At 45.4% G+C, this 25,398-nt stretch carries 21 protein-coding genes and 1 tRNA gene; 7 read left to right on the plus strand and 15 right to left on the minus strand.

All coding sequences use genetic code 11. From position 1 onward, the window contains the following. Positions 1–2,073, minus strand: coding sequence for a glycoside hydrolase family 3 N-terminal domain-containing protein (locus ACGHAV_RS14135; RefSeq protein WP_390381951.1), 2,073 nt, complete (start codon positions 2,071–2,073; stop codon positions 1–3). A gap of 216 nt (positions 2,074–2,289) precedes the next feature. Between ACGHAV_RS14135 and ACGHAV_RS14140 the strand changes: the two genes are divergently transcribed. Both ACGHAV_RS14140 and ggt read left to right on the plus strand, forming a co-directional pair. Then, on the plus strand, positions 2,290–3,666 hold the full coding sequence (locus ACGHAV_RS14140) for a Na+/H+ antiporter NhaC family protein (RefSeq protein ID WP_390381954.1): 1,377 nt from the start codon (positions 2,290–2,292) through the stop codon (positions 3,664–3,666). Between the two features lie 114 nt (positions 3,667–3,780). After that, positions 3,781–5,592: a gamma-glutamyltransferase gene (gene ggt / locus ACGHAV_RS14145; RefSeq protein WP_390381957.1), complete on the plus strand. Its 1,812-nt coding sequence runs from the start codon at positions 3,781–3,783 to the stop codon at positions 5,590–5,592. A 31-nt stretch (positions 5,593–5,623) separates the two neighbouring features. Here the strand turns inward: ggt and ACGHAV_RS14150 are convergent, their stop codons facing one another. After that, positions 5,624–6,094 carry an NYN domain-containing protein gene (locus ACGHAV_RS14150; protein WP_390381960.1) on the minus strand — a complete coding sequence of 157 codons (471 nt, stop codon included), beginning with the start codon at positions 6,092–6,094 and terminating at the stop codon, positions 5,624–5,626. Positions 6,095–6,253: 159 nt separating this feature from the next. Between ACGHAV_RS14150 and ACGHAV_RS14155 the strand changes: the two genes are divergently transcribed. Next, a complete protein-coding gene (locus ACGHAV_RS14155) occupies positions 6,254–6,982 on the plus strand; it encodes a PepSY domain-containing protein (RefSeq protein ID WP_390381963.1) in 729 nt (242 codons plus the stop codon). Between the two features lie 49 nt (positions 6,983–7,031). Here ACGHAV_RS14155 and ACGHAV_RS14160 read toward each other — a convergent pair whose 3' ends face one another. From ACGHAV_RS14160 to ACGHAV_RS14180, 5 genes are all read right to left on the minus strand, one after another. Next, a complete protein-coding gene (locus ACGHAV_RS14160; protein WP_390381966.1) occupies positions 7,032–7,448 on the minus strand; it encodes a VOC family protein in 417 nt (138 codons plus the stop codon). 10 nt (positions 7,449–7,458) lie between these two features. Continuing rightward, a complete protein-coding gene (locus ACGHAV_RS14165) occupies positions 7,459–8,865 on the minus strand; it encodes an aldehyde dehydrogenase family protein (RefSeq protein ID WP_390381969.1) in 1,407 nt (468 codons plus the stop codon). 177 nt (positions 8,866–9,042) lie between these two features. After that, positions 9,043–10,341, minus strand: a complete 1,299-nt coding sequence (locus ACGHAV_RS14170) for an adenylosuccinate synthase (RefSeq protein ID WP_390381971.1) — start codon at positions 10,339–10,341, stop codon at positions 9,043–9,045. A 235-nt stretch (positions 10,342–10,576) separates the two neighbouring features. After that, positions 10,577–10,759 carry a DUF2065 domain-containing protein gene (locus ACGHAV_RS14175; RefSeq protein WP_390381974.1) on the minus strand — a complete coding sequence of 61 codons (183 nt, stop codon included), beginning with the start codon at positions 10,757–10,759 and terminating at the stop codon, positions 10,577–10,579. 35 nt (positions 10,760–10,794) lie between these two features. Further along, the gene (locus tag ACGHAV_RS14180) at positions 10,795–11,970 is read right to left on the minus strand and encodes an aminotransferase class V-fold PLP-dependent enzyme (protein WP_390381977.1); all 1,176 of its coding nucleotides are present in this window, start codon (positions 11,968–11,970) and stop codon (positions 10,795–10,797) included. Positions 11,971–12,228: 258 nt separating this feature from the next. Between ACGHAV_RS14180 and ACGHAV_RS14185 the strand changes: the two genes are divergently transcribed. Further along, positions 12,229–12,654: a hypothetical protein gene (locus ACGHAV_RS14185; RefSeq protein WP_390381980.1), complete on the plus strand. Its 426-nt coding sequence runs from the start codon at positions 12,229–12,231 to the stop codon at positions 12,652–12,654. 105 nt (positions 12,655–12,759) lie between these two features. Here ACGHAV_RS14185 and trxA read toward each other — a convergent pair whose 3' ends face one another. Further along, entirely contained in the window at positions 12,760–13,629 is an 870-nt protein-coding gene (gene trxA / locus ACGHAV_RS14190; protein WP_390381983.1) for a thioredoxin, read from the minus strand. 226 nt (positions 13,630–13,855) lie between these two features. On the opposite strand from trxA, the gene ACGHAV_RS14195 reads away from it, so the two are divergent. Together ACGHAV_RS14195 and ACGHAV_RS14200 are read left to right on the plus strand one after the other, a co-directional pair. Further along, positions 13,856–14,218, plus strand: coding sequence for an Mpo1-like protein (locus ACGHAV_RS14195; protein ID WP_390381986.1), 363 nt, complete (start codon positions 13,856–13,858; stop codon positions 14,216–14,218). Between the two features lie 141 nt (positions 14,219–14,359). Continuing rightward, the gene (locus ACGHAV_RS14200) at positions 14,360–16,468 is read left to right on the plus strand and encodes a S9 family peptidase (RefSeq protein ID WP_390381989.1); all 2,109 of its coding nucleotides are present in this window, start codon (positions 14,360–14,362) and stop codon (positions 16,466–16,468) included. 107 nt (positions 16,469–16,575) lie between these two features. Here the strand turns inward: ACGHAV_RS14200 and ACGHAV_RS14205 are convergent, their stop codons facing one another. The 6 genes from ACGHAV_RS14205 to purE all read right to left on the minus strand — a co-directional run bounded on the left by ACGHAV_RS14205 (position 16,576) and on the right by purE (position 21,034). After that, on the minus strand, positions 16,576–17,712 hold the full coding sequence (locus ACGHAV_RS14205) for a PQQ-dependent sugar dehydrogenase (protein ID WP_390381992.1): 1,137 nt from the start codon (positions 17,710–17,712) through the stop codon (positions 16,576–16,578). 190 nt (positions 17,713–17,902) lie between these two features. Next, positions 17,903–18,376 (minus strand): Dps family protein, encoded by a 474-nt coding sequence (locus ACGHAV_RS14210; protein ID WP_334015632.1) that lies wholly within the window; start codon positions 18,374–18,376, stop codon positions 17,903–17,905. A gap of 280 nt (positions 18,377–18,656) precedes the next feature. Continuing rightward, positions 18,657–19,205, minus strand: coding sequence for a copper chaperone PCu(A)C (locus ACGHAV_RS14215; RefSeq protein WP_390381995.1), 549 nt, complete (start codon positions 19,203–19,205; stop codon positions 18,657–18,659). Positions 19,206–19,269: 64 nt separating this feature from the next. After that, positions 19,270–19,345 (minus strand) — tRNA-Thr (locus ACGHAV_RS14220). Positions 19,346–19,406: 61 nt separating this feature from the next. Continuing rightward, positions 19,407–20,543 (minus strand): 5-(carboxyamino)imidazole ribonucleotide synthase, encoded by a 1,137-nt coding sequence (locus tag ACGHAV_RS14225; RefSeq protein ID WP_390381998.1) that lies wholly within the window; start codon positions 20,541–20,543, stop codon positions 19,407–19,409. Next, positions 20,540–21,034, minus strand: coding sequence for a 5-(carboxyamino)imidazole ribonucleotide mutase (gene purE, locus ACGHAV_RS14230; RefSeq protein WP_334015628.1), 495 nt, complete (start codon positions 21,032–21,034; stop codon positions 20,540–20,542). Before purE ends, ACGHAV_RS14225 begins: the two co-directional genes overlap by 4 nt. 310 nt (positions 21,035–21,344) lie before the next feature. On the opposite strand from purE, the gene nhaA reads away from it, so the two are divergent. Beyond that, positions 21,345–22,619 carry a Na+/H+ antiporter NhaA gene (gene nhaA / locus ACGHAV_RS14235; protein ID WP_390382002.1) on the plus strand — a complete coding sequence of 425 codons (1,275 nt, stop codon included), beginning with the start codon at positions 21,345–21,347 and terminating at the stop codon, positions 22,617–22,619. Here the strand turns inward: nhaA and ACGHAV_RS14240 are convergent. Then, positions 22,581–25,397 (minus strand): ATP-binding protein, encoded by a 2,817-nt coding sequence (locus tag ACGHAV_RS14240; protein WP_390382005.1) that lies wholly within the window; start codon positions 25,395–25,397, stop codon positions 22,581–22,583. The genes nhaA and ACGHAV_RS14240 overlap by 39 nt on opposite strands. Position 25,398 lies beyond the last annotated feature (1 nt).

Here is a 25,398-nt window from a genome sequence, read left to right on the forward strand (position 1 = left end):
CTAATGTCCTTCTTTTAGTAACGAACGGTTTGGTTTTATGTTTACGTTAACCGGTGAGCGCCCGTGCGCTTCGGTGTTGCCCATCAGCACATCGGTAAACGCCTGAAGTACGTGACTGGTTGCTTTAACTGCCGCATCTTTATCGGGGTTTACGTTAACTACATAACTAAATGTTGCAATGATAATATCAGATACCTCTGCCATTTCTTGTGCTACATACGGCATACGCATTGGCGCAAAAACCACACGCTTACCCTGCCCTTTTGCATAGTGCATCACATCTTTCATAAACGCATGGATAGTAGAAAGCGGCGCACGCTGCTTCATTACATCGGCATTATCTAAACCGCCTAACTCGTAGTTGGCATGTCTTGGGCTTATGTCACCTACAATAATAGCATCGGTGTCGTTTATTAAGCGTTTTACTAAAGCCTGTTTTGGTAATGTGAGTAAGGGCAAACAAACATATTGAAGCGATTTATTCGGTTGGACGTTTTGTTTGCTTACAGCTGTTGTATCGCTAAAGGCTTTCATATCGCTAAAGGCTTTTTTAGCGCTGGCAGAAAGCGCGTGCTCTAACGCTAAACAACGTGCACTGTCTGGCATAAATGCAACATAGCGCATTGCGCGCACCGGTAAGTCTTCCTTGCCATGGAGCACCGTAACAGCCGCTTCAGAAAGCGCTTTCTGAAGTTGCACTCCCTTTTTCATCATACCGTTCCCGTGCTGCTTATCGTTAATTTCAGCGGCTTCGCTTAACCACCACGATGCAGGTTTGGCTACAAATTTATGCAGTTCAAATTGCTGCTTTGCACTGGCAATCCTATTATTGGAGCGCTGAACTTTTGCATAAAGCTGCTCGTCTTTCACTACTGCGCTACTCACGTTATGTAGCAATTTCTCAAAGTTAGCTATGTCGTTAGGGGTGCGAATAGTAAATGGCATTAGCGCAATATCAGCCCCCGCTTTAAATGCATTTACCATGGCGTCTTCAGGAGTAAAAAACTGTGCGATGCCCGCCATATCTAATGCATCGGTAACGACAAGCCCCTGATAGCCAAGCTGCGTTCTTAATAGGTCGGTTAAAATACGTTTAGATAATGTGGCAGGCACTATCTGTGCGTTACCGTTTTTATCGATAAGCGTTGAGCTATCAAGCGATGGGTACTGAATGTGCGCACTCATTATCATAGCCGGTGGCGTGTTGCTGTTAATAATGTTGGCAAATGGCAAAATGTCGGTAGCTAGCGCATGTGTTTTTGAATGAGCCACGTTGGGCAACCCGCTATGACTGTCTACATGCGTATCACCATGGCCTGGAAAGTGTTTTATTGCGCTTATAACACCACTTCGCTGCATGGCTGATACAAAGGCTTCGCCTAATGCAGCCACCTGCTGTGGATACTGTGAAAAACTACGCACATTAATAACTGGGTTTTTAGGTTCGCTATTAACGTCTACCGATGGTGCGAAATTGGTATTAATGCCAAGAGGCAATAACGTTTGGCCAATATGCTCTGCTACGTTGGTAGAAAACGCGGTACCGTGTTTGTGAAAACTGGCGCCAATTGCCATGTTACCCGCAAACGGTGCCAGCATACTGTATGGCAGGCGTGATACGCGCCCACCTTCTTGGTCTACAGCAATGAAAAGCGGTGCTTTGCCGCGTTGGGTCATGTGTTGCTGCATAGTGTGATTAAGCGTTATTAACTGCGGCGCACTTTCTATGTTTTCTGCAAAAAGAATAACACCACCAATATTGTTGCGACTAAGTACTTGAAGCAAAACATCTGGAATACTTGTCATTGGCGTTCTGCACGCTTTTGACGCTGTGCCGTTGTGACAGAAATACCGAAAGTCGAGAATAATCTTTTGCCCGACCATGGCTTTTGTCTTTGCTACCTTATCACTGACTACAAGAGTACTAGTAGGTGTATTAGCAGGCACATTAGTTGTCGATTGAACGGCAGCGAACGCGCTAGCTGAGCCAACAGCACATACCGCGGTAATAGCATTGATGAAGATAAAAAGTAGTAGGTTTCTAAAAACCTTGGAGAATGCGAAGACTTGCAATGTTGATCTTATCCTTGGTAACACAGCACACAATACGGTACGCTACCACAAATTAGCAGTTTCGCCGATGGTGAACTGCCCAGATAGCCTTGAAATGCGCTCTGCTCTATTGCTGAACCTGTTTTTACACATTCGTATTTGACTATACGGCGCAACCTTACAAGCTTGTATAAATACCGTTAAGCACATTGCTTAGAAATAAGATTGGAAAGAAGTATGGATTGGATGTCGGTCATCCCCCCTCTTGTAGCGATTATCGTTGTTTTTTGGAAAAAAGAAGTCATTCTTGCGCTTGCACTGGCCGTGCTATGTGCTGAAGCGCTTATTCTATTTAATACCGATGTTACCACCGGCTATCTAGCGCCTATTAACGCCATAGAACGTGTAGTAGATACCGCAGCCAGCCCAGGCAATACAAGAGTACTTATTTTTTCTGTTTTAGTAGGTGCGTTACTCGCCTTTATTCGGGATTCCGGCGGCGTAACGGCCACCGTGAACTACTTAGTGAATAAAGGCGTTGCTAAAAGCCGTAAACAAGTAGGTGGGCTCACCATGTTTACCGGCGTTGCCGTGTTTATAGAATCGAATTTAAGCGTGCTGACTGCAGGTATTTTTGCACGCGGCCTTTTTGACAGATTCGGTATGAGCCGCGCGCGTTTGGCTTATATTATCGACTCTACCAGTGCGCCAGTTTGTATTCTTATATTATTAAATGGTTGGGGCGCATTTATTTTGAGCTTGTTAGATTCTTACGAGCTTCCCGCGTCTTCTGCCTCTATTTTGTGGGGCAGCGTATTTTTTAACTTCTATGCTATTTTCACCTTACTTATTGTGGCTTACACCATTTCTGCCGACAAAGTGCACGGCCCTATGGCAGAGGAAGAAAAGCTACTGTCGAGCACCTCTGAAACACAACATACAGAGCCCGCTACCAAAGCCCGCTTTATGTTAGTACCACTTCTAGTAATGGTACTTAGCATGGTGGGCTTTATGTTTTGGACAGGAAACGGTGTGCTTTCGCAGGGCAGTGGTAGCAAAAGCGTGTTGTATGCAACGGCGCTTGCTACAGCCATTGCCTACGGTTTATTACTAGTGCACAAACGTTTTACGCACCAGCAAGCAGTAGAAATTGGCTTTAAAGGCATGGGAGAGCTGCTGCCTCTGGTTACCATCGTACTGCTGTCGCTTACTTTAGGTAATAGCTTAAAAGTGCTAGGCACGGGCGTATTTGTTGCGGGTATAGTGGGTGAGTATTTGCCGATGGTACTCATTGTGCCCATGCTGTTTATTGCTGGTGCTGTAATGTCGTTTACCACCGGCACATCGTGGGGCACTTTCGCTATTCTTATTCCTATTGGTGTGCCGCTAATTCAAAGTTTAGGTTTGCCACCTTCTTTGGTTATAGGTGCAATTTTAGGGGGTGGTATCTTTGGCGATCACTGTTCACCTATTTCCGACACTACGGCTGTGTCGTCATTGGCCGCAGGCTGTGATGTGCTAACCCATGTTAAAACCCAGTTTCCTTATGCGCTTCTGGCAGGCGGTTTAACGTTAATTGCCTACTTCATTGCCAGCTTAGTCATGCTTGGCTAATTCGCTTAAAACGTTGAGTTAGCTTTTTGGGCAAAGCATATGCTTTAGGTATAAAGGCAAGAAAGACTAAGAAAAAGCCTGAAGAAAAAACAAATACACAAGGACATTGCATTCATGAAATGGACAATTAAGAAACCAAAATATACCGGCGCTCTTTATAACCGTTCGAGGGGCCTAAAAAAAGCTGTAGTAGCAATAGCCAGTGCATTTTTAGCAACGTGTATTCTATCGGCCTGTAGCCCAAATAAAAGCAATGAAACCAGTGTACAAGCAACGGATACCACTTCTTCTGCGCATTCGATAAATTCAGCACAGTCACAACACGCTGTAGCAATGCCAGACAGCTACAGCGCCGATGCTGCAATGCAGGTACTAAAAGAAGGCGGTAATGCTATAGATGCAGCCATTACAGCGCAATTTGTATTAGCAGTTACGCTACCAGAGGCTGGAAATGTAGGCGGCGGTGGCTTTATGACGATAAAGTTTGAAGATACCACAGACTTTCTAGACTACCGCGAAATGGCACCTAAAAGTGCACACCGCGATATGTACTTAGACGACGAAGGCAATGTGAAAGCACATGAACTGTTGTTTGGCGCTAAAGCTTCCGGCATTCCGGGCACAGTGGCAGGTATGTGGGCCGCCCATCAAAAGTACGGCACGTTAGAGTGGTCGCGTTTGCTTGAACCCGCCGTAACACTTGCTGAAGGCGGCTTTATTGTGCATGAAAAGCTGGCCAACAATGTTACTCGCTACATCTCTAAACAAGAAGCTAGAGAAGCAGACAAGCCAGTAAAAAGCAACTTCGCAGACTACTTTGCTGGTGCTAAAGCCAACACCCTATTTAAGCAGCCTGAACTTGCCAATACGTTAAAAGCCATTCAGCAAAATGGTAAAGACGGTTTTTACCAAGGTAAGGTGGCAGATTTGATAGTTAATTTCATGCAGCAAAACGGCGGGCTTATTACCCACGACGACCTGCTTGCATACAAAGCAGTATTCAGAGAGCCACTGCACTTACCGTGGCAAGGTTACCAGCTGGTAACTGCGCCGCCGCCAAGCTCGGGCGGCGTTGCTGTAGCGCAGTGGATTGGTATGCTTGAAGCGTATACTGCAACAAACGATTTACCCTCTCATAATAGCGTTGAGTATATTCATGTTATGTCTGAAATTGGTAAGCGTGTTTTCGCCGATCGCGCCGAATACATGGGCGATCCAGACTTTATTGACGTGCCTGTAGCAGCGCTAACCCAAGCCGATTACATTACCGCGCGGGCCAAAGAACTAAATAGTACAACCATTTCTGAAACGGCCAATGTAACGCCAGGGCTTAAAGAAAGTGAAGACACCACGCACTTTTCTGTACTCGATAAATGGGGAAATGCCGTAGCCAATACCACTACTATTAACCTTACCTTTGGTAGTGGCGTAGTGGTAACAGGGGCAGGCTTCTTATTAAATGATGAGATGGACGATTTTAGTGCCAAGCCAGGCGTACCAAACTTCTTTGGCGCAGTAGGCGGTGAAGCTAACGCCATTGCGCCCTATAAACGCATGTTGTCTTCTATGACACCAACGCTGGTCACAAAAAACAATGAAGTGGTACTGGTAACAGGTTCACCGGGCGGCACCACCATTATTTCATCGGTGGCCCAGTCGCTGTTAAATGCGTTGTTGTTTAATATGAGCGCAGAAGAAGCCGTAAATTCACCGCGCTTTCACCACCAGCTTTTGCCCAAAGATAAAATACGCATGCATGATGGCTTTTGCCCTGAAAAATTAAAAGCATTAGAAGCCATGGGCTACACCCTCGATAACCGTAGGTTTGGCGATGTACACCTTATCAAGCGAATGGGTGATAAGGTTGAAGCAGCAAGCGAAAAAAGTGGCAGAGGCAAAAGCATTGTAGAAGCCGCAGTGCACTAACAACACTACCAGTAATAAGAAAATTACCTTTCTATAGAAGCAATGCAGCATCGATAGCAACATAATGCGATGCTGCTTTTTGTAAGCTTTCTGCGGTTAATGATGGTACGCCATAAACCGTTACGGTTTTTCCTCTACGTTTAAGCGCGTTAACCAAAATATCAAAATCACCGTCGCCCGACACAAGTACCACTTCATCTACATCGCTTGCGTGCTCAAGCGCATCAACCGTAATACCTACATCCCAGTCACCTTTAGCGGAACCATCGCTTCGTTGAATAAAAGGCTTTAGTTTTACGTCAAAACCAATAGCGCGCAAAATATTCTGAAACTCGCGCTGCTTGGTGTCGTTACGTGCAATAGCATAGGCAAAGGCTTTTTCTATATGGCTACACTGCTGTATTTGTTGCCAAAATGCATTGTAATTGAAGTTACGCTGATAAGCCTGACGACACGTGTAATACACGTTTTGTACGTCTACGAGTATTAATGTTTTGTGCACGTAGTTGCCCTTCTCATAGTGTAAAGCGTCTTTGAAACGCATAATGTAACGGCGGCTACATTAACACGAACAGCGTTTAATAGTTGCGTATTCGCTGTCATTCTGCTTCTATAAACTAATAACTATAATAACAATGCTAATAAAAATAGAACTGACACTATGCACAAGTTTATGCGCGCGCTACATAACTACTTGGGCCTTATTTTGTTTATTCAAATAGGTCTGTGGTTTTTAAGTGGATTGGTAATGGCCTACCTTCCCATAGAAGAGGTTCGTGGTAACCATTTACGACAGCGCGTTAACACGCCGTGGCAGCAAGCCACCGTTAGTCCACAACAAGTGTTATCAACGTTTGATGACAATGCAACGCTTCGCTTAACGCATCGACTTCAGACTACGCCCTCAGCCCTTTTTAGTACTCCGGTTTATCAAGTGAACAGTAACGACACCCTCTTTCGTTTTAATGCTGTAAACGGTGAGGCGTTATTACCGCTAGAAAAGAGCACTATTGCCTCGTTGGCTGAAGCTCAATACCAAGGTGAAGGCGCAATTGTAGATTCCGTATTGCTTTCTACATTGCCGCAAGAAGTGCAGAACTTGTCGGCACCGCTTTGGCAAGTGACCTTTGATGATGATTTAGAAACACGATTTTACATCGACCCCAACACGGGCGCAGTAACACGTGTTCGAACCAACACATGGCGCCTGTTCGACTTTATGTGGATGCTGCACATTATGGACTATAAGGACAGGAGCAATTTTAATAGCCCGCTGTTAATTGCATTTTCTGCAAGTGCGTTTTTATTTACCTTAACCGGCGTGGTGTTGCTGTATAGACGATTTAAACCCCGTCGCCGTCGCAGCATTTTCAAAGGCCAGTCATTTTAAGAAGCGCGCCAACGCTAGATAACAAAAAGCGCAGCGCATTGAAGGTTACCTAGGTAGCAAACAGCTGATCGATATCAGCGAAAGCCTTAAATTCAAGAGCATTGCCGAACGGGTCGTTAAAGAACATGGTGGCCTGCTCACCGGGCTGACCTTTAAAGCGTACATAAGGCGCAATAACAAAGTGAGTACCTGCCGCTTCAAGCTTTTTCGCTAACGCTTGCCAGGTTTCCATATCTAGCACCACACCGAAGTGCGGCACGGGAACAGCGTGATTGTCTACGCCGTTGTGCGCAGGCGCCGAAGGCATTTCAGCCACACAGTGGGTTACCAACTGGTGACCAAAAAAGTTCCAATCTATCCACTGCGTATCGCTTCTTCCTTTCTCACAGCCTAACAGTTCGCCATAAAACGCATCTGCATCGTGCAAGTTAGTAACAGGAATGGCTAGGTGAAAAGGCTGCGGCATAACGTTTCCTTTATAAAAACTTTTTCAATAACGATAATTTAAGCTTAGAAAACGGCGCGTACCTAAATGGAACATCTAGGGCAAACGAACGCTTCATCACTGTTTTTAAGTGACTAAACGTATCGAAGCCATGGCGACCGTGATAGCTACCCATGCCGCTATTGCCAACACCACCAAACGGCAGTTCTGGGTTTGTCATAAACATCATGGTGTCGTTTGTGCACACGCTGCCAGAGCTAGTACGACTGATAATATGGTCTAGCACCTCATCGCTATCGCTAAATGCATATAGTGCTAGCGGTTTCGCGCGGTCGTTCACAAATGCAATGCCTTCATCCATATTGTTTACGGTAATGATGGGCAGAATAGGACCAAAAATCTCTTCTTTCATAATAGGGCTGTCTAGTGACGGCTCTAGCACAAGCGTTGGCGCCATAGCGGGTCGTGTTTCATCCATTTCACCGCCGTACACCACATTCACTCTATCAAGGTAACTTTCTAAACGCTTGAAGTGACGATGATTGATAATATTGCCGTAATCGCGCGACATTAGCGCCGACTTGCCATATTGCTTTTTCAGCTCTTTTTTTACCGCATCGATAAACTTATGCTCGAAGCCTTTTTCGACAATGACATAGTCGGGTGCAATACAGGTTTGCCCTGCATTCATCCACTTACCCCACACCAAACGTCTGGCTGTTACTTTAAGGTTGGTATTTTTATCGACAAAGCATGGGCTTTTACCGCCGAGCTCTAACGTAACAGGCGTTAGATGGCGTGCTGCTGCGCTCATTACAATTTTGCCTACTGCTTCACCGCCTGTGTAGAAGATATGATCCCACTTGCACGCCAGAAGCGCCGTAGACTCTTCTTTTCCGCCCTCTATAACCTCAACACACGACACATCCATATATTGCGGAATAAGCCTGGCCACTAACGATGAGGTTTCTTCGGCTAGTTCAGATGGTTTTAATACGGCGCAGTTGCCCGCAGCTAACGCAGCAATATAAGGAGCAAGTAAAAGCTGAAGCGGATAGTTCCATGCGCCAATAATCAGTACCGTACCTAGCGGTTCGGGCTGCTGAAAGCTTTTACCGGGCCACGCCACAATAGGCGTAGACACCTTACGTGGTTTAACCCACTTATCTAAATGTTTAAGCGTATGATCGATATCAGAAAGTAAGAACCCCTGCTCGGCTACCATCGCCTCGGTTTCACATTTGCCTAAATCTTTCTTCAATGCCTGAAGGATGTCGTGCTGATTTTCTTCCAGCATTCGCTTTAGCGCTAGCAGCTGTGTTTTACGCCACTCTAGAGATTGGGTTTTACCGGTGATGTAACTGTTATTCAGCTTTTGCACAGTATCAACATAACAAATACCCGATTCCACTGCATGAAGAGAAGGTCTATTTGGCATAAGAAGGCTCCGATAGCGTTTTGGTAACGCGAAACATTAATCTCGATATCTTATATTAATAGGGATGTTCGTGTTCAACGCAACTAAATTGTTAATTAATGTTTAACGCGCGTGGAAAAACATGCAGATATAAAAAAGCCCAGCATGTGCTGGGCTTTTCAAACAATTCACTATTTATTACGCATCGTAAGGGTTACGTAGCACAATAGTTTCGTTTCTGTCTGGGCCTGTTGATACGATATCAATAGGTACACCAGTAAGCTCTTCAAGACGCTTAATGTAGTTTTTAGCCGCTTGTGGAAGCGCGTCAAACTCGGTTACGCCAAATGTGTTGTCAGTCCAGCCCGGCATTTCTTCGTATACTGGCGTTACTTTTTCGTAACCGTCAGCCGCCATGGGTGGTACATCTTTCACGTTACCGTCTGCGTCTTTATAACCTACGCAAATTTGCAGGCTTTCAAGACCGTCTAGTACGTCTAGCTTAGTTAAGCAAAAACCCGTCACAGAGTTAATTTGTACTGCACGCTTCATTGCAACGGCGTCAAACCAACCTGTACGGCGTTTACGACCTGTGGTAGCACCAAACTCGTGACCTTTAACACCTAGGTGTTGACCCACTTCACATTCAAGTTCAGTTGGGAAAGGACCAGAACCAACACGGGTGGTGTACGCTTTAACGATACCTAGTACGTAATCTAGCTTAAGCGGGCCAAAGCCTGCGCCTGTTGCTACACCACCAACAGTAGTGTTAGACGACGTAACATAAGGGTATGTACCGTGGTCGATATCTAGAAGCGTACCTTGCGCGCCTTCAAACATGATAGGCAAACCAGCGTTGTGCGCTTTATCCAACTCATCAGTTACATCAACCACCATCGCCTTAAGAATGTCAGCAACTTCCATCGCGCATTTTAAGGTTTCATCGTAGTCTACTGCTTCTTCGCCGTAGTACTGTGTAAGCGTAAAGTTGTGTACGTCTAGTACTTCTTTAAGCTTTGCTGCGAAGTCTTCAGCGTTGAAAAGGTCGCCTACGCGTAAACCGCGGCGCGCTACTTTATCTTCGTAAGCCGGACCGATGCCACGACCTGTTGTACCAATTGCTTTTGCGCCACGTGCTTTTTCACGCGCCACATCAAGGGCAATGTGATAAGGAAGAATAAGCGGACATGCTTCACTTATTTTCAATCGCTCACGCACTGGAACACCACGCTCTTCAAGCATAGTCATTTCTTTCATTAGTGCGTCAGGGCTAAGTACCACGCCGTTACCGATAATACAGGTAACATTGTCGCGTAGGATGCCTGATGGGATTAAGTGAAGAACGGTTTTTTCACCGTCGATTACTAGAGTGTGACCTGCATTGTGCCCGCCTTGGTAGCGAACAACATATTTTGCGCGATCTGTGAGTAGGTCTACGACCTTGCCTTTACCCTCGTCACCCCATTGAGTGCCGAGTACCACAACGTTCTTTGCCATGAATCATATGTGTAAGAAAATTAGGCGGGGATTCTACAAAATTCTCGAGCAAGGATCACCCCCTTTTCGAACAAAAATACAACGAAATTATTTTACACGTTAAGAAAAGTACCGTTTTTTGAAAGCCTGCTTTTTCCCGAATAATGGCTACGTATCAGTAACACCTTAATTTGAAAGGTATAACGCAAGAGACGGCATAAGAAAACTGAATAAATGGTCGAGCCGCCCACAACGACTAATTAAAATACAATAAAAGTAGCGTACCGATAATCACCAGTACGCCGCCCATTTGTCGAAGCTGATTAATAGGCTGCTGACTTACCTGTAGTAGATAATTTCGCCACTTGTTAGGGAATAGCAAAGGGCCAATGCCTTCAACAATCAGCACAATCGCAAGCACTGGTAGTAGCCAATCCATTATTAATTTACCTTTCTATTTTACAAGAGCTTATGCTACAAGCCGCTAATAGCGCTTAAATCCATGTAGTCCTTAGTATGGTAAAGCCCAAAACCGAAACGCAGTCTGTTACCACGAGAGTCAGTAAGGATACCTTGTTCTTTTAATGCAGCAGATAGCTGTTGGGTAATATCAGCGCTTTCTAATTCAAACGTTAAGAAATGCCCCCGCTCAGATGCGTCTTCTACCACAAGGTTTGATGCATTAAGCATAGGGTGCTGCTGAGCACTCAGCTGTTCTAAAAAATGCTGCTGCATTTGCATCACATAATTGTTCACCGTGTCGATGCTGATGTTGTTTTCTTCAAACATATTTAGCACGGCGCGCAATCTGTATAACGCCGTAAAGTCCATGGTTGCGCCGGCGAAGCGCATACCGTCTTGACTATACTGCACTGCCGCCTTGCCATCTATTTGGCGAGGTTTATCTAAATCGCCAAACTCGGCAAACCAGCCTGTATACGCAGGGCGCAGCGTACACCCGGTTGGCACATGTGCAAAGCACGCACCTTCACCTGCTTGCGCATATTTATAGCTGCCCGCTAAGTAAAAGGCGCGATGGGCGATAGCGCTTAAATCGGTGGGCTTTGCCATAAAGCCGTGGTAGCCGTCTATCACAACAAGCGTGTCGTCGTTTTTCACACTATTCACGATGTCATTAACATCGCTCACCACATAGCCCGAGTTAAAAAACACTTGGCTAAAGAACACCAGTTCAGGGTTATGCTGTGCAATGGCGGCTTTAAAGCGTTCAGAGAACGTTGCAAATGGTTGGGTTGGCACCGTAATGAGTTCTATGCTGCCCTCTTCTTGCAAGCGGCTGGCCTGGCGCTGAAAACTATGAAACTCGCTGTCGGTAGACACCACTTTGAATGGCTTAGTGCTGTCGAAACAGCTCATTATGCGATACAGCAGTTCATGAGTATTGGGCGCAAACACAATTTGCTGAGGCGCTGACGTGTTTAATATGTCGCTTATTTTCGTTTGAAGCTGGGGGACTAGCGTTTCGAAAAAGTAACCCCATTTGTGGTCAACGTATTTCGCACTGTCGTCCCAGTACTGCAACATGGCATCTCGCGTACAGTCTGGCCAAAAGTAATGGCTATGACACGCATAATGCTGATTATGAGTGTTTGCAGAGAGAAAACCTTGATAAAACTGCTGATACGACATAACACCGATACTCTAATATAAAACCACCTCAACCCTACCAAAAATAGCGGTACATAGCATGGGTGAGCACGCTAGCGAATTACAATTAGTTACAATTAAGTGTAAATAGTTTTGCCCATTATTTAAGTGTTAACTTGTGGCTTGCACAACAAGAGTATATTTTTTTATACCTATTGATACTGCAATTTACTTAAAGTCTGCTATAAACTGTTAATTAGTGTATGGCTATACATACGCGCTCTACTGGTAGGGTTCACTATGCGCTTCCCAAAATACGGAAATTACTCTTTGGATATCTCGGGCAATGTGCTTGAGGTGTTTGCTACAGGTGCGTGGAATTTAAGAACGACCGAACTATTTGTTGAGGAAATGCACGAACTTATTAGTAAGTTCGACGACAAACCCTGGGCCGCACTGATGGATGGCCGTAGATGGGTACTCTCAACCCCTGAATGCCAAACCTGTTTGGCCGATGCCATTAAAACCAATATATCCCGTGGTTTGTGCCGCAGTGCTTATGTGCTAGATAGCGGCATGGTGAAACGTGCACAGCTTGAGCGAACCCACCCTGCAAAACAGCGAGACGTCGAATTTCCTCAATACGAGCGTGAATATTTTGAGAAATATTTTTCTGCGCTCAACTGGCTTCATAGCGAAGGGTATTCGCCCTTAAACACGAAGTAACCAAATAGCGCACAAGCGGAATAACGAATTTAAAGATAAAGAAAAGCCGGCACTCGCCGGCTTTTTAGCATGACATCGAATAACGTACCCGCAGTAATAGCAGTACTAATATAGAAGGCTGTAAACCTTACGACGATATTCTGATTTTAGCGGGTCGCCATCTGGTAGCGCGTTCATCATATCCATCATAAGCTTTCTCGCATCACCAAAACCAAGCTCTTTCTTCAACACACCGTAAAGTAATTCTAGCGCGTCTTGTGCTTTATTTGCTTGTTGCAACTGCACCGCTAAGTCAACCTTCAGCTGTAGGTCGTCAGGGTTTTCCTGTACAGCAGCCGTAAGCTGTCTAATTTCAGGTGTGTCTGCCGCTTGTTCGGCAAGCTCTATTTTACCTGCAAGGGACTTATAGCGAGAGTCTTGATCCACCAGCTTAATCTCTTCAAGAAGCGTTTTCGCAACGTCAATCGACCCCGTTTCGATGAAGCAGTCGATAAGCATGTATTTGGCGTTCACGTTATCAGGGCTTAACTCAAGCGCCTCTCTAGCAGCAGGTAGCGCAGTGGCGTAATCGCCCTGCTGAATTGCTTTACCGGCTGTGGCAAGTAAGTCATCTTCCGGGTTAGGTAAATACTTCGCCAGCATTTCTCTTATTTGCTGCTCTGGCTGAACGCCTGCAAAGCCGTCTACTGGTTGTCCGTTTTGCACTACCATTACGGTAGGTAAGCTACGAATACCAAACTGCGCCGCCACTTCTTGCTGTGCCTCGAAGTCGACTTTTGCCAAAATTAAATGCTGACTGTACTCGCCCGCTAACTTTTCTAAAATGGGCATCAAGTCTTTACAAGGCTCACACCAGTCTGCCCAAAAGTCGATTAGCACCAGCTTTTCTTGCGATGCCTCTACGATAACTTGCTGAAAATTCTCTACGGTAATATCAACAATGGTTGCTTGATGATTAGCAACTAAATTTTCCATAACTCGCGCCTTTACACTTTGCTGTATGCCTTGGAATATGGGGTACATCTTCAAAAAATACAAGGGCTTCACGAAGGCTCACCTAGCTTGAACAAGGCCTAGGCAGTGCTATTACCCTCAAACTGTCAAATTGACGACATTTAAGCTAACGCAAAGGTGTTAACGTACTGTTAACGACGCAGTAATATAAGAAGCAGTTTCATTAGATGAAATTCGAGGATAACCTATGACAACAGAAGCTAAGTCAACAGAAGAAAAGGCAACGCAAGCCAAGCCCGCCAGTCCGTTTACTTCATTCAGTCAGTTTTATCCGTACTATTTAGCTGAACACAGCGACCCAACCTGTCGAACTTTACACTTTGTGGGTTCTTGGTTGGTATTAGGTATTATTGCTATGGCCGTTTATACCACTAACTGGGCGCTGTTGTGGTTAATTCCTGTTGTCGGTTACGGCTTTGCATGGGTGGGCCATTTTTTCTTTGAAAAAAATAAACCGGCAACATTCAAACATCCTTTTTACAGTTTGCTTGGCGACTGGGTTATGTTCAAAGATATTCTTGTGGGCAAAGTAAGTTTAAAGCGTGAATGAACTAAAAGAGCGATTTGTTATCGCGTTCCACCTGCACGTCACCGCATACTGTCTACACGTTGAAAAATAAAGCGATATGGTGAACACCATACCCTATTACGCTGTAAGTAATAACAACGAAAAATAATAAAGGACTTTTATATGCTCGCGTCTACTTTACTCAACCGACAGCGCTTGAGTGCACCTGCAGCTGCCCTTGCTTTACTTTTTACTGTCAATACGGCGTTCGCGCTACAAAGCGAACCGAATAACACTGAAGCAAAAGCAGCCGTATCACCGCTTAACTACGAAGACACGTTTAACCTAGAATTTGTTGCTAGCCCGCAGTTTATTAGCAATGACACGGTTATCTATAGTCGTCAAAGCATGGATATTATGACCGACAGTCGTCAGAGCAGACTGTGGCAGGTAAATATCAAGTCAGGTGAACACCGCCCATTTATCGGCGATGATGTAAATCTATCGCAGGCAACGCTTTCACCTAACGGCAAATATATTGCTTACACAAAAGCGGTGAAAGGGCGCGCCCAGCTTCATCTTTATTACGTTGACAGTAAACAGTCAGTCCGACTGACTAACTTAAGCGAAACACCGCGCCAAATAACATGGTCGAACGACAGCAAAACCTTAGCGTTTACGCTGTTTACACCTGAAAAGCAAAAACCACTGTTCACCGGCATGCCTGCTAAGCCTAAAGGGGCAAAATGGGCAGAAACGGCGAAATACATCGATTCAACCCAGTATCGCGGCGACGGTCGTGGCTACTTGCGCGAAGGCTATAATCAAATTTATGTGCTTCCTGTAGAAGGTGGTACGCCGCGTCAGCTAACCTCGGGTAAATTTCCAAGCGGTGGCACGCTTTCTTTCTCGCCTGACAACGACTGGATTTACTTTGCAACACCACATCGCGAAGACTACGCACTTAACCCACTGTTTAGCGATATCTACAAAGTAAGCGTAAACACAGGAGAGCTTGTTCAAGTTACCGATATGGATGGTCCAGAAAGCAGGCCAACGTTAAGTCCTAATGGTAAATACCTTGCTTTTAGCCAGCTAAACGACAGAAAGCTTTCGTATCAAAATAGTGATTTAGTATTGATGGAGCTGGAGTCGGGTGACATTACGCGATTAACGTCATCGCTTGATAGATCGTTAGGTAAGTTTGTTTGGCGCCAAGATAGCCGTGGCTTGGTGTTTTCGTACCTTGATAAAGGTGAAACAAAGCTAGCCGCCGTTAACTTAAAAGGCGATGTTAAGCCCATTGACGTGGCTATTGGTGGGCAAGCACTTGGACGCCCATATACATCGGGCGACTTTGCACTTAGTAAAAAGGGCGATATTGTTTTTACCACGGCTTCGCGCACTACTCCAGGCGACTTGGCGCTATTTCGCAAAGGCAAATCACCTACGCTTCTAACCCAACTCAATACCGATGCGCTAGGGCATAAAACCTTAGCAGAAGTGAAAGATGTTAACGTTAAAAGCTCGGTGGACCAGCGCGATATTGGCGCTTGGGTAGCTCTGCCGCCAGGTTTTGATAGTTCGAAGAAATACCCACTTATTTTAGAAATCCACGGCGGCCCTCATGCTGCTTACGGCCCGCACTTTGCCATGGAAATTCAGTTAATGGCCGCGCAAGGTTATGTGGTGGTATGGGCCAACCCTAGAGGCAGTAGCTCTTACGGTGAAGATTTTGGTAACACCATTCACCATAACTATCCGTCTGAAGACTACAACGACCTTATGGACGTAGTGGATGCAGTAATTGCCAAAGGCTATGTAGATACTGACAACCTATTTATTACGGGGGGTTCTGGCGGTGGCGTGCTTACCGCATGGTCTATTGGCAAGACAGACCGCTTTGCCGCTGCTGTAGTGGCAAAACCCGTTATCAACTGGGTAAGCTTTGCGTTAACCGCCGATGCCTATCCGTACTTTAGCCAATACTGGATGGCCGATATGCCGTGGAACATTGCGGATAAGCTTTGGAAGCGCAGTCCGCTGTCGCTAGTGGGTAACGTAAAAACCCCTACAATGCTACTTACGGGCGAAGCTGATTACCGCACGCCAATTAGCGAGTCAGAGCAGTATTACCAAGCATTGAAACTACAAAATGTTGATGCCGCCATGGTAAGAATTCCTGGCGCATCGCACGGTATTGCCAGTCGCCCTTCACGCTTAATTCAAAAAGTAGGTAACATAATAGCGTGGTTTGAGCGATACAAAACCAAGCCAGAAGCGAGCGAATAGCTCTTAAAGGAAGCATTCATTCAGGTACAAAAAAGCCGAGCACTGTTAACTGCTCGGCTTTTTGCATTTAGCATTATTGCTTCTGGCAATAAATTTAACGCAACGCGTTATTTAGACAGCTTCACAACCTTGCCGTTAGTCGCGTCGGTTAAAAGATAAATAGAGCCATCAGGCGCTACTTCAACGTCGCGAATACGGGCCTGCATATCGCGGACATATTCAAATTGCTCGGCAGGTTTACCACCTTCAATACTTACACGACGAAGGTGTGTAAACTTCAGGCTACCTACTAGAATATCGCCCTGCCACTCTTTAAACATATCGCCGGTGTAGAAAGTAAGACCGCTTGGCGCAATTGATGGGTCCCAATACAACCACGGCTGCTCCATGCCTTCCATATGGGTTTTATCACTGATGATTTCACCGCTGTAATCAATACCGTAGGTAATAACTGGCCAACCATAGTTAGCGCCCGCTTTAATTTCATTGATTTCGTCACCGCCTTTCGGACCATGCTCCATAGCCCACAAATCACCGGTTTCAGGATGAAGCGTAACGCCTTGCACATTGCGATGACCGTAGCTAAACACCTCAGGTGCATTACCGTCTACAAATGGATTGCTTTTCGGCACGCTGCCGTCGCGATTAATACGGACAATTTTACCGTAGTGGTTGTTCGTGTTTTGCGCCTCTTGCATATACTTATAGCGGTCGCCCATTGTGATATATAGGTGCTTGTCGGCGTCGAAGACTAGACGGCAACCAAAGTGAAAGCCATTATCAACAATTGAATCGGCGCTAAAAATGACGTTTACGTTTTCTAGCCCGTTGTCGGTAAGCGTTGCTTTAGCAACGCTACTGCTGCTTCCGGTTTTGCCTTCTACATCAGTTTCTCTGCTGTAACAAAAATAGATAGTGTTGTTGGTAGCAAAGTCTGGATCGATGGTAATATCTAACATACCGCCCTGATTTTGCGCTACTACCTCAGGCACGTTGGCAAGGCGCCCAGATAACTTGCCGTCTTTAGATAAACGCTGAATGCCACCTGCACGCTCAGTTACAAGCAAATCGCCGTTTGGTAAAAAGGCCATTCCCCATGGATGCTCTAACCCTTCAGCTAGAGTGGTAACCTTAATATCAGAATGTGAGCCGTCGTCGTGATGTCCGCCATGCGCAACGGCATTTTGATTAAGTACTGCGGTAAGCGCTGCAGCGCTGAGTAACAGGGTGGTCTTAGTTGTCATTGGTAGCCTCAATGTATGTTATGCAACGATGGTTCGTTACACCAATCCATGCTTTATTAGGTTTAAATAGCTGATTACCTATAAATAATAGCCAGCATTTAAGAATTGTAATACACACGAGTATACAAAAAAGGGCACAGCAGTGCTGTACCCTTTAAGACAGGTTACCCATTGGGTACGCTAAACGCTGTTACTTTGGAAGCGTAGCGCGCAGCATCCATGCGGTTTTTTCGTGCACACGCATGCGATCGCCAATTAGGGCTGCTGACGACTCATCATCTGCGTCTTGTGCTAACTTAAGTGACGCGCGACAGGTTTTAACCACCTGCTCGTGACCGTGCGTAAGCAGCCTTACCATTTCAATGGCCTCTGGCACTCCTTCCACTTCTTCAATTGAACTTAATGCAGCAAAAGATTTATACGTACCCGGCGCGGCAACACCCAGTGTGCGAATGCGCTCGGCTATTTCATCAACTGCCGTAGCAAGTTCGGTGTAGTGCTCTTCAAACATCAAGTGAAGCTCACGGAACTGCGGCCCTTCAACATTCCAATGAAAATTGTGCGTTTGAAGGTAAAGCGTGTACGAATCGGCCAGCAGTTTTTTCAATCCTTCTGCTACTGCGTTACGATCACTCTCAGAAATACCAATATCAATCTTGCTCATGTCAAACTCCCTTATCTAATCCAGATGTCTTCAAATTCACCAAAAGAATTAAAAACCAAATTTCTAATCTAAATAAATGATATATACATTCGCGCAGTAAAGCTGTCGCAATAAATTGATTAGGTTCATCGACTAGCTCAATGAACCCTGATTAACGCAACGTTATCTTTAGCATGCTAATTACAACGAAAACCTTTTGATATTAGTTCAAAGCAAAAGAAATGACGGCGTGCCTATTCTAAGAAACTCAAAATAGGCCGTTCGTGAAACGCATATAGTATTAATGATGGTCTTTGTGATGATGGTGGTGGTTTGCTTCACCCTTTTTTTTTACTGGCAATACTACTTCTAATTCGATTTCCATAGCTTCGCCTTCTTTGAAATGCAGAGTAAGCGGCACTTCACTACCTTCTTCAAGCCCTTTGCTAAGCCCTAGCAACATGACATGGTAACCACCGGGCTTAAACAACACTTTTTCGTTTGGTGTTATCACAACGCCTTCAGACACTTCGCGCATTTGCATCATTTCGTCTTGCATCACTGTAGTATGAATCTGAGCTTCGTCGGCTACGCTGTTATCAACGTCTACGCCTGAAAGCGTAACTGGGCTAGTACTGCTGTTGTGTAAGGTAAAATACACCGCACCGGTTTTGGCTAACGCAAAGGTAGCGCGCGCGTACCCATCCATCACCATAATTGTTTGATGGTTGTCATGTGCGTTGGGTTTGTGCTGCTGATGTTGGTGTGCGAAAGTGGTACTAATGGCACCAAATGCGAATATGCTGCTGAGTAAAAGTGGCTTTAGATAACGCGATGAAAGGAAAAACATACGTACGCTCCGTTGTAGTAAACAAAGCTAGTGTACGTAATATCGCTTTTAGAAAAAAGAGAAATGGTGCCGACTGCCGGAATCGAACTGGCGACCTACTGATTACAAGTCAGTTGCTCTACCAACTGAGCTAAGTCGGCACACTAAGTACAACCGCTGCCTAGACAGCGGATGCGTATTCTAGCGATAAACGCGTTGGTGTCAACCTTTTAATCGCGTTGCTTCACCAACTAATTTGGGGAAGTACTCAAGCGGTAAGTATTGGCTAAGCGCCATAAGCTTTTCACCTAGGCTTTCATAGCTATTAGTTGTGACATTAATATGCCCCATCTTGCGTTTTTCACGCACCGATTTGCCGTACCAGTGAAGGTGACTGCCATCGATACTCAGTAAATCGCGAGAGAAGCTACTGCAACCAATAACATTTACCATTGCACTTGGGCCGATTGCGCTAGTGTCGCCAAGCGGCAATCCACACACAGCGCGCAAATGGTTTTCAAATTGGCTAGTAACGGCGCCAGACTGACTCCAGTGACCCGAATTATGAACGCGAGGTGCAAGTTCATTGACCAGCAACTTATCGCCAACTTGGAATAACTCAACGGCTAACACGCCAACATAGTCCATACCTTCGGCAAGTTTTGATAAAATGTCGTGAGCTTGAGCCTGCAATGCGTCGTCAACATGAGTTGCAGGTGCAACAGACACGTGCAGCTGACCTTGATGATGCAAGTTTTCTGCAAGCGGATAGGTGCGAATATTGCCTTTGGCGTTGCGTACACCAATAAGTGATAGCTCTCTATCGAAAGCCACCATTTTCTCAACCACCAGCGGTACGTTTTCAAGATCTAACCCTGTTAACGCATTTTTAAGCTCTGGTAGGTCGGCTTCATCGGCCAAACGCCACTGACCGTAGCCATCGTAACCATCGCGGCTAGCTTTCAGGATAAGCTTACTTCCCAATGCAGTTACACAATCGTCAAGCTGGTCTAAATGCGTAACAATGCGATGTTCGCAATTCGCTACACCCATCTTTTCAAGCAGCTTTTTCTCTCTAACGCGGTCAGCACCTACCAAGATACTGTCGATGTTAGGCATTAGCTTATTGGTTTGCGCCGCCTGCTCAAGCAGACGCTCAGGCACGTGTTCAAACTCAACGGTTAATGCGTCAGCCGCTTCAAGCGCCTGCTCTAACGTTATGTCTAAAGGTGTTTTGCTGACGGGATGTACAACGGTGTCGTTGTTTACGTCAACAGCTTGTACGTCTATACCAAGTGGGCTACCCGCAAGGTACATCATTTGTGCAAGTTGGCCTGCGCCGTAAACTACTACTCTCATTCATCTAGCTCCAATGTATTGCTTGAAGCCAAAACTGTGTCAGTTTGAGACTGTCTAAATGCAATAACAGCGTTGCGAACACTTTCGTCTTGAAGCGCAACAACCTGCGCAGCAAGAAGGCCTGCATTTGCTGCGCCAGCCTCACCAATAGCTAGCGTACCTACAGCTACGCCTTTTGGCATTTGTACAATAGACAGCAGTGAATCTAAACCATTTAACGCTTTGGATTTAACCGGGCAACCGAACACTGGTAGGTGTGTGTGGGCTGCAATCATTCCTGGCAAATGCGCTGCGCCGCCAGCACCTGCAATAATGGCGCTAAAGCCCTCATCTGCGGCTTGCTCGGCAAACTCTACTAGCAAGTTAGGTGTACGATGTGCCGACACCACCTTCGCTTCAAATTCAACACCAAACGACTTCAGCATTTTCGCGGCCTGCTGCATGGTAGGCCAGTCTGAAGTTGAACCCATTACAATCGCGACTTTTGCCATCTAGAGATCCTCGGGGTAGGTAAAGTGGACAACCTTGGAAAGGCCGCGATTGTAGCCTAAAACAGTTTAAAATCCCACCGCAAAACCCACTTAAATGCCCCTTTCAGCCAATATGCCGCTTATGCCTTAATGTGATCTTCGACTCGCAAAACAGCCGTATGAACTAGAATTAATAAACAATTTTTAAGACGATATAGTGTCTTCAATACAGCCTTTAAATATTTTATCGCAAGGTAACAAGGGCCTATAAATAAAGAACATAAAGTCGCCATGGAAAATGGCTTTTTATAACGGACGCAGGAGAATAACCATGACACACAAGCACGAACCCGATGTCATTGATGACGTGATTGAAGAGGTTCATGACGTTGTTTCAGACTTTCTCAATCGCCAAGCGGCGCCCGGTATATTGTTAATGTTAGCGACAGTGCTAGCACTTATTATTGCAAATTCACCGCTTGATACCGTTTACGACCAGCTTATTACAATGCCGGTACAAATTTCCGCTGGCTCTTGGGCAATCGACAAACCGCTATTGCTTTGGATTAACGATGGTCTGATGGCTATTTTCTTTTTTCACGTAGGACTAGAGTTGAAACGTGAAATTTGCGAAGGCGAGTTATCAAACCCAAGTAATATTGTACTGCCCACTGGCGGGGCCATTGGCGGCATGGTAGTCCCTGCGCTTATTTACGTAAGTATTAATTGGGACAACCCTGTGGCAGTGGCTGGATGGGCTATTCCCGCGGCAACCGACATTGCCTTTGCGCTAGGTGTGCTTGCACTGTTAGGCAGCCGTGTTCCCACGAGCTTGAAGGTGTTCCTTGTTACCCTTGCCATTATCGACGATATCGGCGCTATTGTAATTATTGCGCTATTTTATACGGATAACATCACAGCTGGTGCGCTTTACATCGCTGCTGCATGCTTACTGCTGTTATGGCAAATGAATAAACGCAATGTAGTGGATATACCTGCTTACGTACTTGTGGGCGTAGTATTATGGGTAGCTATGCTGAAATCGGGTGTGCATGCAACGTTAGCCGGTGTTGTTTTAGCGGCATTTATACCCATGCGTGATCCTAACGATACGACTTATTCCCCCGTCACCCGATTAGAGCACAGTCTAAATGGGTCGGTGAGCTTTGCTATTTTACCCTTATTTGCCTTTGCAAATGCCGGTATTAGCTTTGGCAATATCAGCCCAGAAGGTATTTTTCATCCAGTGACCTTTGGTATCTTTTTAGGCCTAGTAGTGGGTAAACAGCTGGGCGTGTTTGGAGGTTGTTTACTGATGGTAAAACTGAAATTAGCCTCGTTACCTCATGACCTAAACTTAAAGCACATTTATGGCTGTGCCCTGTTATGCGGTGTAGGGTTTACCATGAGTTTATTCATAGGTGGTCTGGCGTTCGAACAAACGGGCATTAATCAGATATTCGATGAGCGAGTGGGAATTTTAGCAGGCTCGTTAGTGTCGGCCTGCCTAGGTTATCTGGTGCTGCGCATTGTAAGTGATGGTAGGAATAATGATAAAGGCGTTGCACTAAACGCGACTAAGTTCACGGGCAATACTGTCAAATAACACTTTTTTGCGAATAGGCTTACTTAAATGCGCATTCATGCCTGCTTCTATGCAGGCATTTTTGTCTTCGGTAAACGCGTTGGCCGTTAGCGCAATTATTTTAATGTTCTGTTTATTTCTGCCTTCTTTGCGAATAATCGACGCGGCAGTAAACCCGTCCATCACCGGCATTTGACAGTCCATCAAAATAATATCGAAATCGTAACGTTTCTCGGCTTCAACGGTATCTTTACCGTTTTTAGTGCGAATACATGTAATGTTCTCCGAAGCAAACATATCAATAACGATTTCAGCGTTTATATCGTTATCTTCTGCCAACAGCACACGTAATTTGTCAGGCAATGCCACTATGGTGTCATCACCATTGGCGGTATCGTTTTCGCCAACTGTGCACGGAATATAGAAACGGAACGTTGTGCCCTGCCCCACTTCACTTTCAACATGCAGTTCGCCGCCCATTAGCTCTACTAACCCTTTAGAGATAGCTAACCCTAATCCCGTGCCGCCAAAGTGGCGCGTTGTAGACGCATCTGCTTGCTCAAACTTTTCGAAAATTCTGCCAAGTTTGTCTGCTTCAATGCCTATACCTGTATCTACCACCGACACAGTAAGCGCACTACCGTCGTAGTCTGTAAGTACTTGAACGTTACCTTCATTGGTAAATTTAATGGCATTGCTGATTAGGTTATTCACTATCTGACTTACCTTGCCTGCGTCTAAGTACAGGTGCGTAGGCAAGTTGTCAGACATCTTAGTAATAATTTCAATGCCCTTTGCTTCACTGATATAGCGGTAAAGTTCGCAAGATGCGTCAATTAACTCGCTAACATCAGTGTTATGGGTATCGACAAGCATTTTACCCGACTCAATTTTAGACCAGTCGAGAATACTATCTAGGATCATTAGTAAGTTAGTGGCCGACCTAGAAATGGTTTTAGCACGTGCTTCTATGTGTGATGGTAGCTTATTCTCTAGCATAAGCTCGCATGACCCTATGATGCCATTCATCGGCGTACGAATTTCGTGGCTCATATTAGCTAAGAACTGCGTTTTTGCTATGTTTGCAGCTTCCGCTTCTTTTAACGCGCTTGCAAGGTGATGCGTTTTTTCTTCTATACGATGTTCAAGCGACTGGTTCAAATCGCTCAGCTCTACGTTCAAGCTTTGCTCGGTTTCACGAGCGGCTTCTAAGTCGTCAAACGCCTTCATTAAACGGCGCTCAAGGCTCATGAATTCATCGCTTAGTGATGACAACTCTTGGATATGTAACGTGCGCTGAGAAAGCTTGGCGGTGTCTTTCTGTTTGGGGTCAAACTCTGCAATATAACGCACGAGTCTACGTATTGGAGCTCCCACCATTTTAGCTACTACATAACCTGTAAAACTACCAAACAAAGACAAGACCAAAAGCAAAAGCAGATCTTTAAGCAAGTAGCTACTCATCAACACCATGACTAGGCGTTTGTCGAAGTAATAGCTCACGGTCCAGTTGGCAAAGGATAAAGGCTCTGCAAAACGCAGCCACGTTCTATCATCGTTAACATCTTTTACTTCTATAGGACAGGTAGGCTCACATCCATAAAAGGGCGCTTTTGTTAACGGTTGCATTTGAAGACGCTCTGACGCGTAGATTACCTCGCCTTTCTGATCTTCTATCAGCATCGAGAAGCCGCCTAAGCTCAAGTTATCGACTGCGGCAAAACTTTTTAAAGACAGTGAACCTTCCACAATACCAGTGGGCACACCGTTGACGTCTACAATTGGCGCCGATAACGCAATAATTGGATCATTTCCAAACCCTCTGCCTTGAAACACGTTCGACAAGAAAGGCTGACCGCTTTGCATTACTTCATAAAAGTACGGACGGTAGGCAACATTGGGCATACCGCTTTCCCGCGCCTTTTCAAGCATGGTGGGTGGATATGCTTGTTTTATTTCACCTTCTTTGTCGGCTACAAGAAAGGTTAAGAATTCGGGGTAACGTGTAGCCAGTATTGTTAACTGTGTATTTGCAGCGGCATCTTTGTTGTCTTTAACCACGTCGCTTGAAAGCATTTGGGCTGCGCCTGCGATGGCATTTTGATGTCGGCGAATAAAGTCGGAAAGCTGGAATTCAAGTACTTTCACCCGCTGCTTCATGTAGCTGTGAATTTGGCGCTCTTGCTGCTGCTGAAACAGGCTTATTGACAAATAAATAACCGCCATAGACGCTACGAAAAAGCAGCCCGAAAAGAAATAGCCAAACAAGAAATGCAGCGAAATGCGCTCTGACTTAGACGATGTCTGGCGTCTTAGGCCGTGAACTGCAAGATAGGCAAAGTGCCCAGTGACCAAGCCAAACACACCGCTTACCCAGGTTACCAACACACCTGAAAACACCATATTGATGTTATCGCTATTATCTAAAGAGTGCTCCAGCAGCAATATAGGTAGGAAAACAATTGACCAAAAGCCCGCACCAACTTTAATCACTTGCTTAAGCGATTTTTGATAACCAAAAAGGCTTAAGACAATAGGCAACAAAGTGAGGCTTTCTTTACCAACAATACTGCCTTCGTTTAACCAAAGCGGGACACTAATAATAAGCGCAATAGGGATAGCAATAACAGGATGGAAGCGCATGGCCGCGTAAACAGCCGCGCTTACGCCGAAAATAGCAATACCGGAGCTATCAAAGGGTGCTTCAAGCGCGTTAAGCCCCACGCCGAGTAAGCACGTAAGAATGGCTTGAAAAACCAAGGCCCATGATAGCGAAATAGAAATACTGCCTAATTTCAAA

The organism is Alteromonas sp. MTD1, from assembly GCF_042848195.1.
Taxonomy (GTDB): Bacteria; Pseudomonadota; Gammaproteobacteria; order Enterobacterales; family Alteromonadaceae; genus Alteromonas.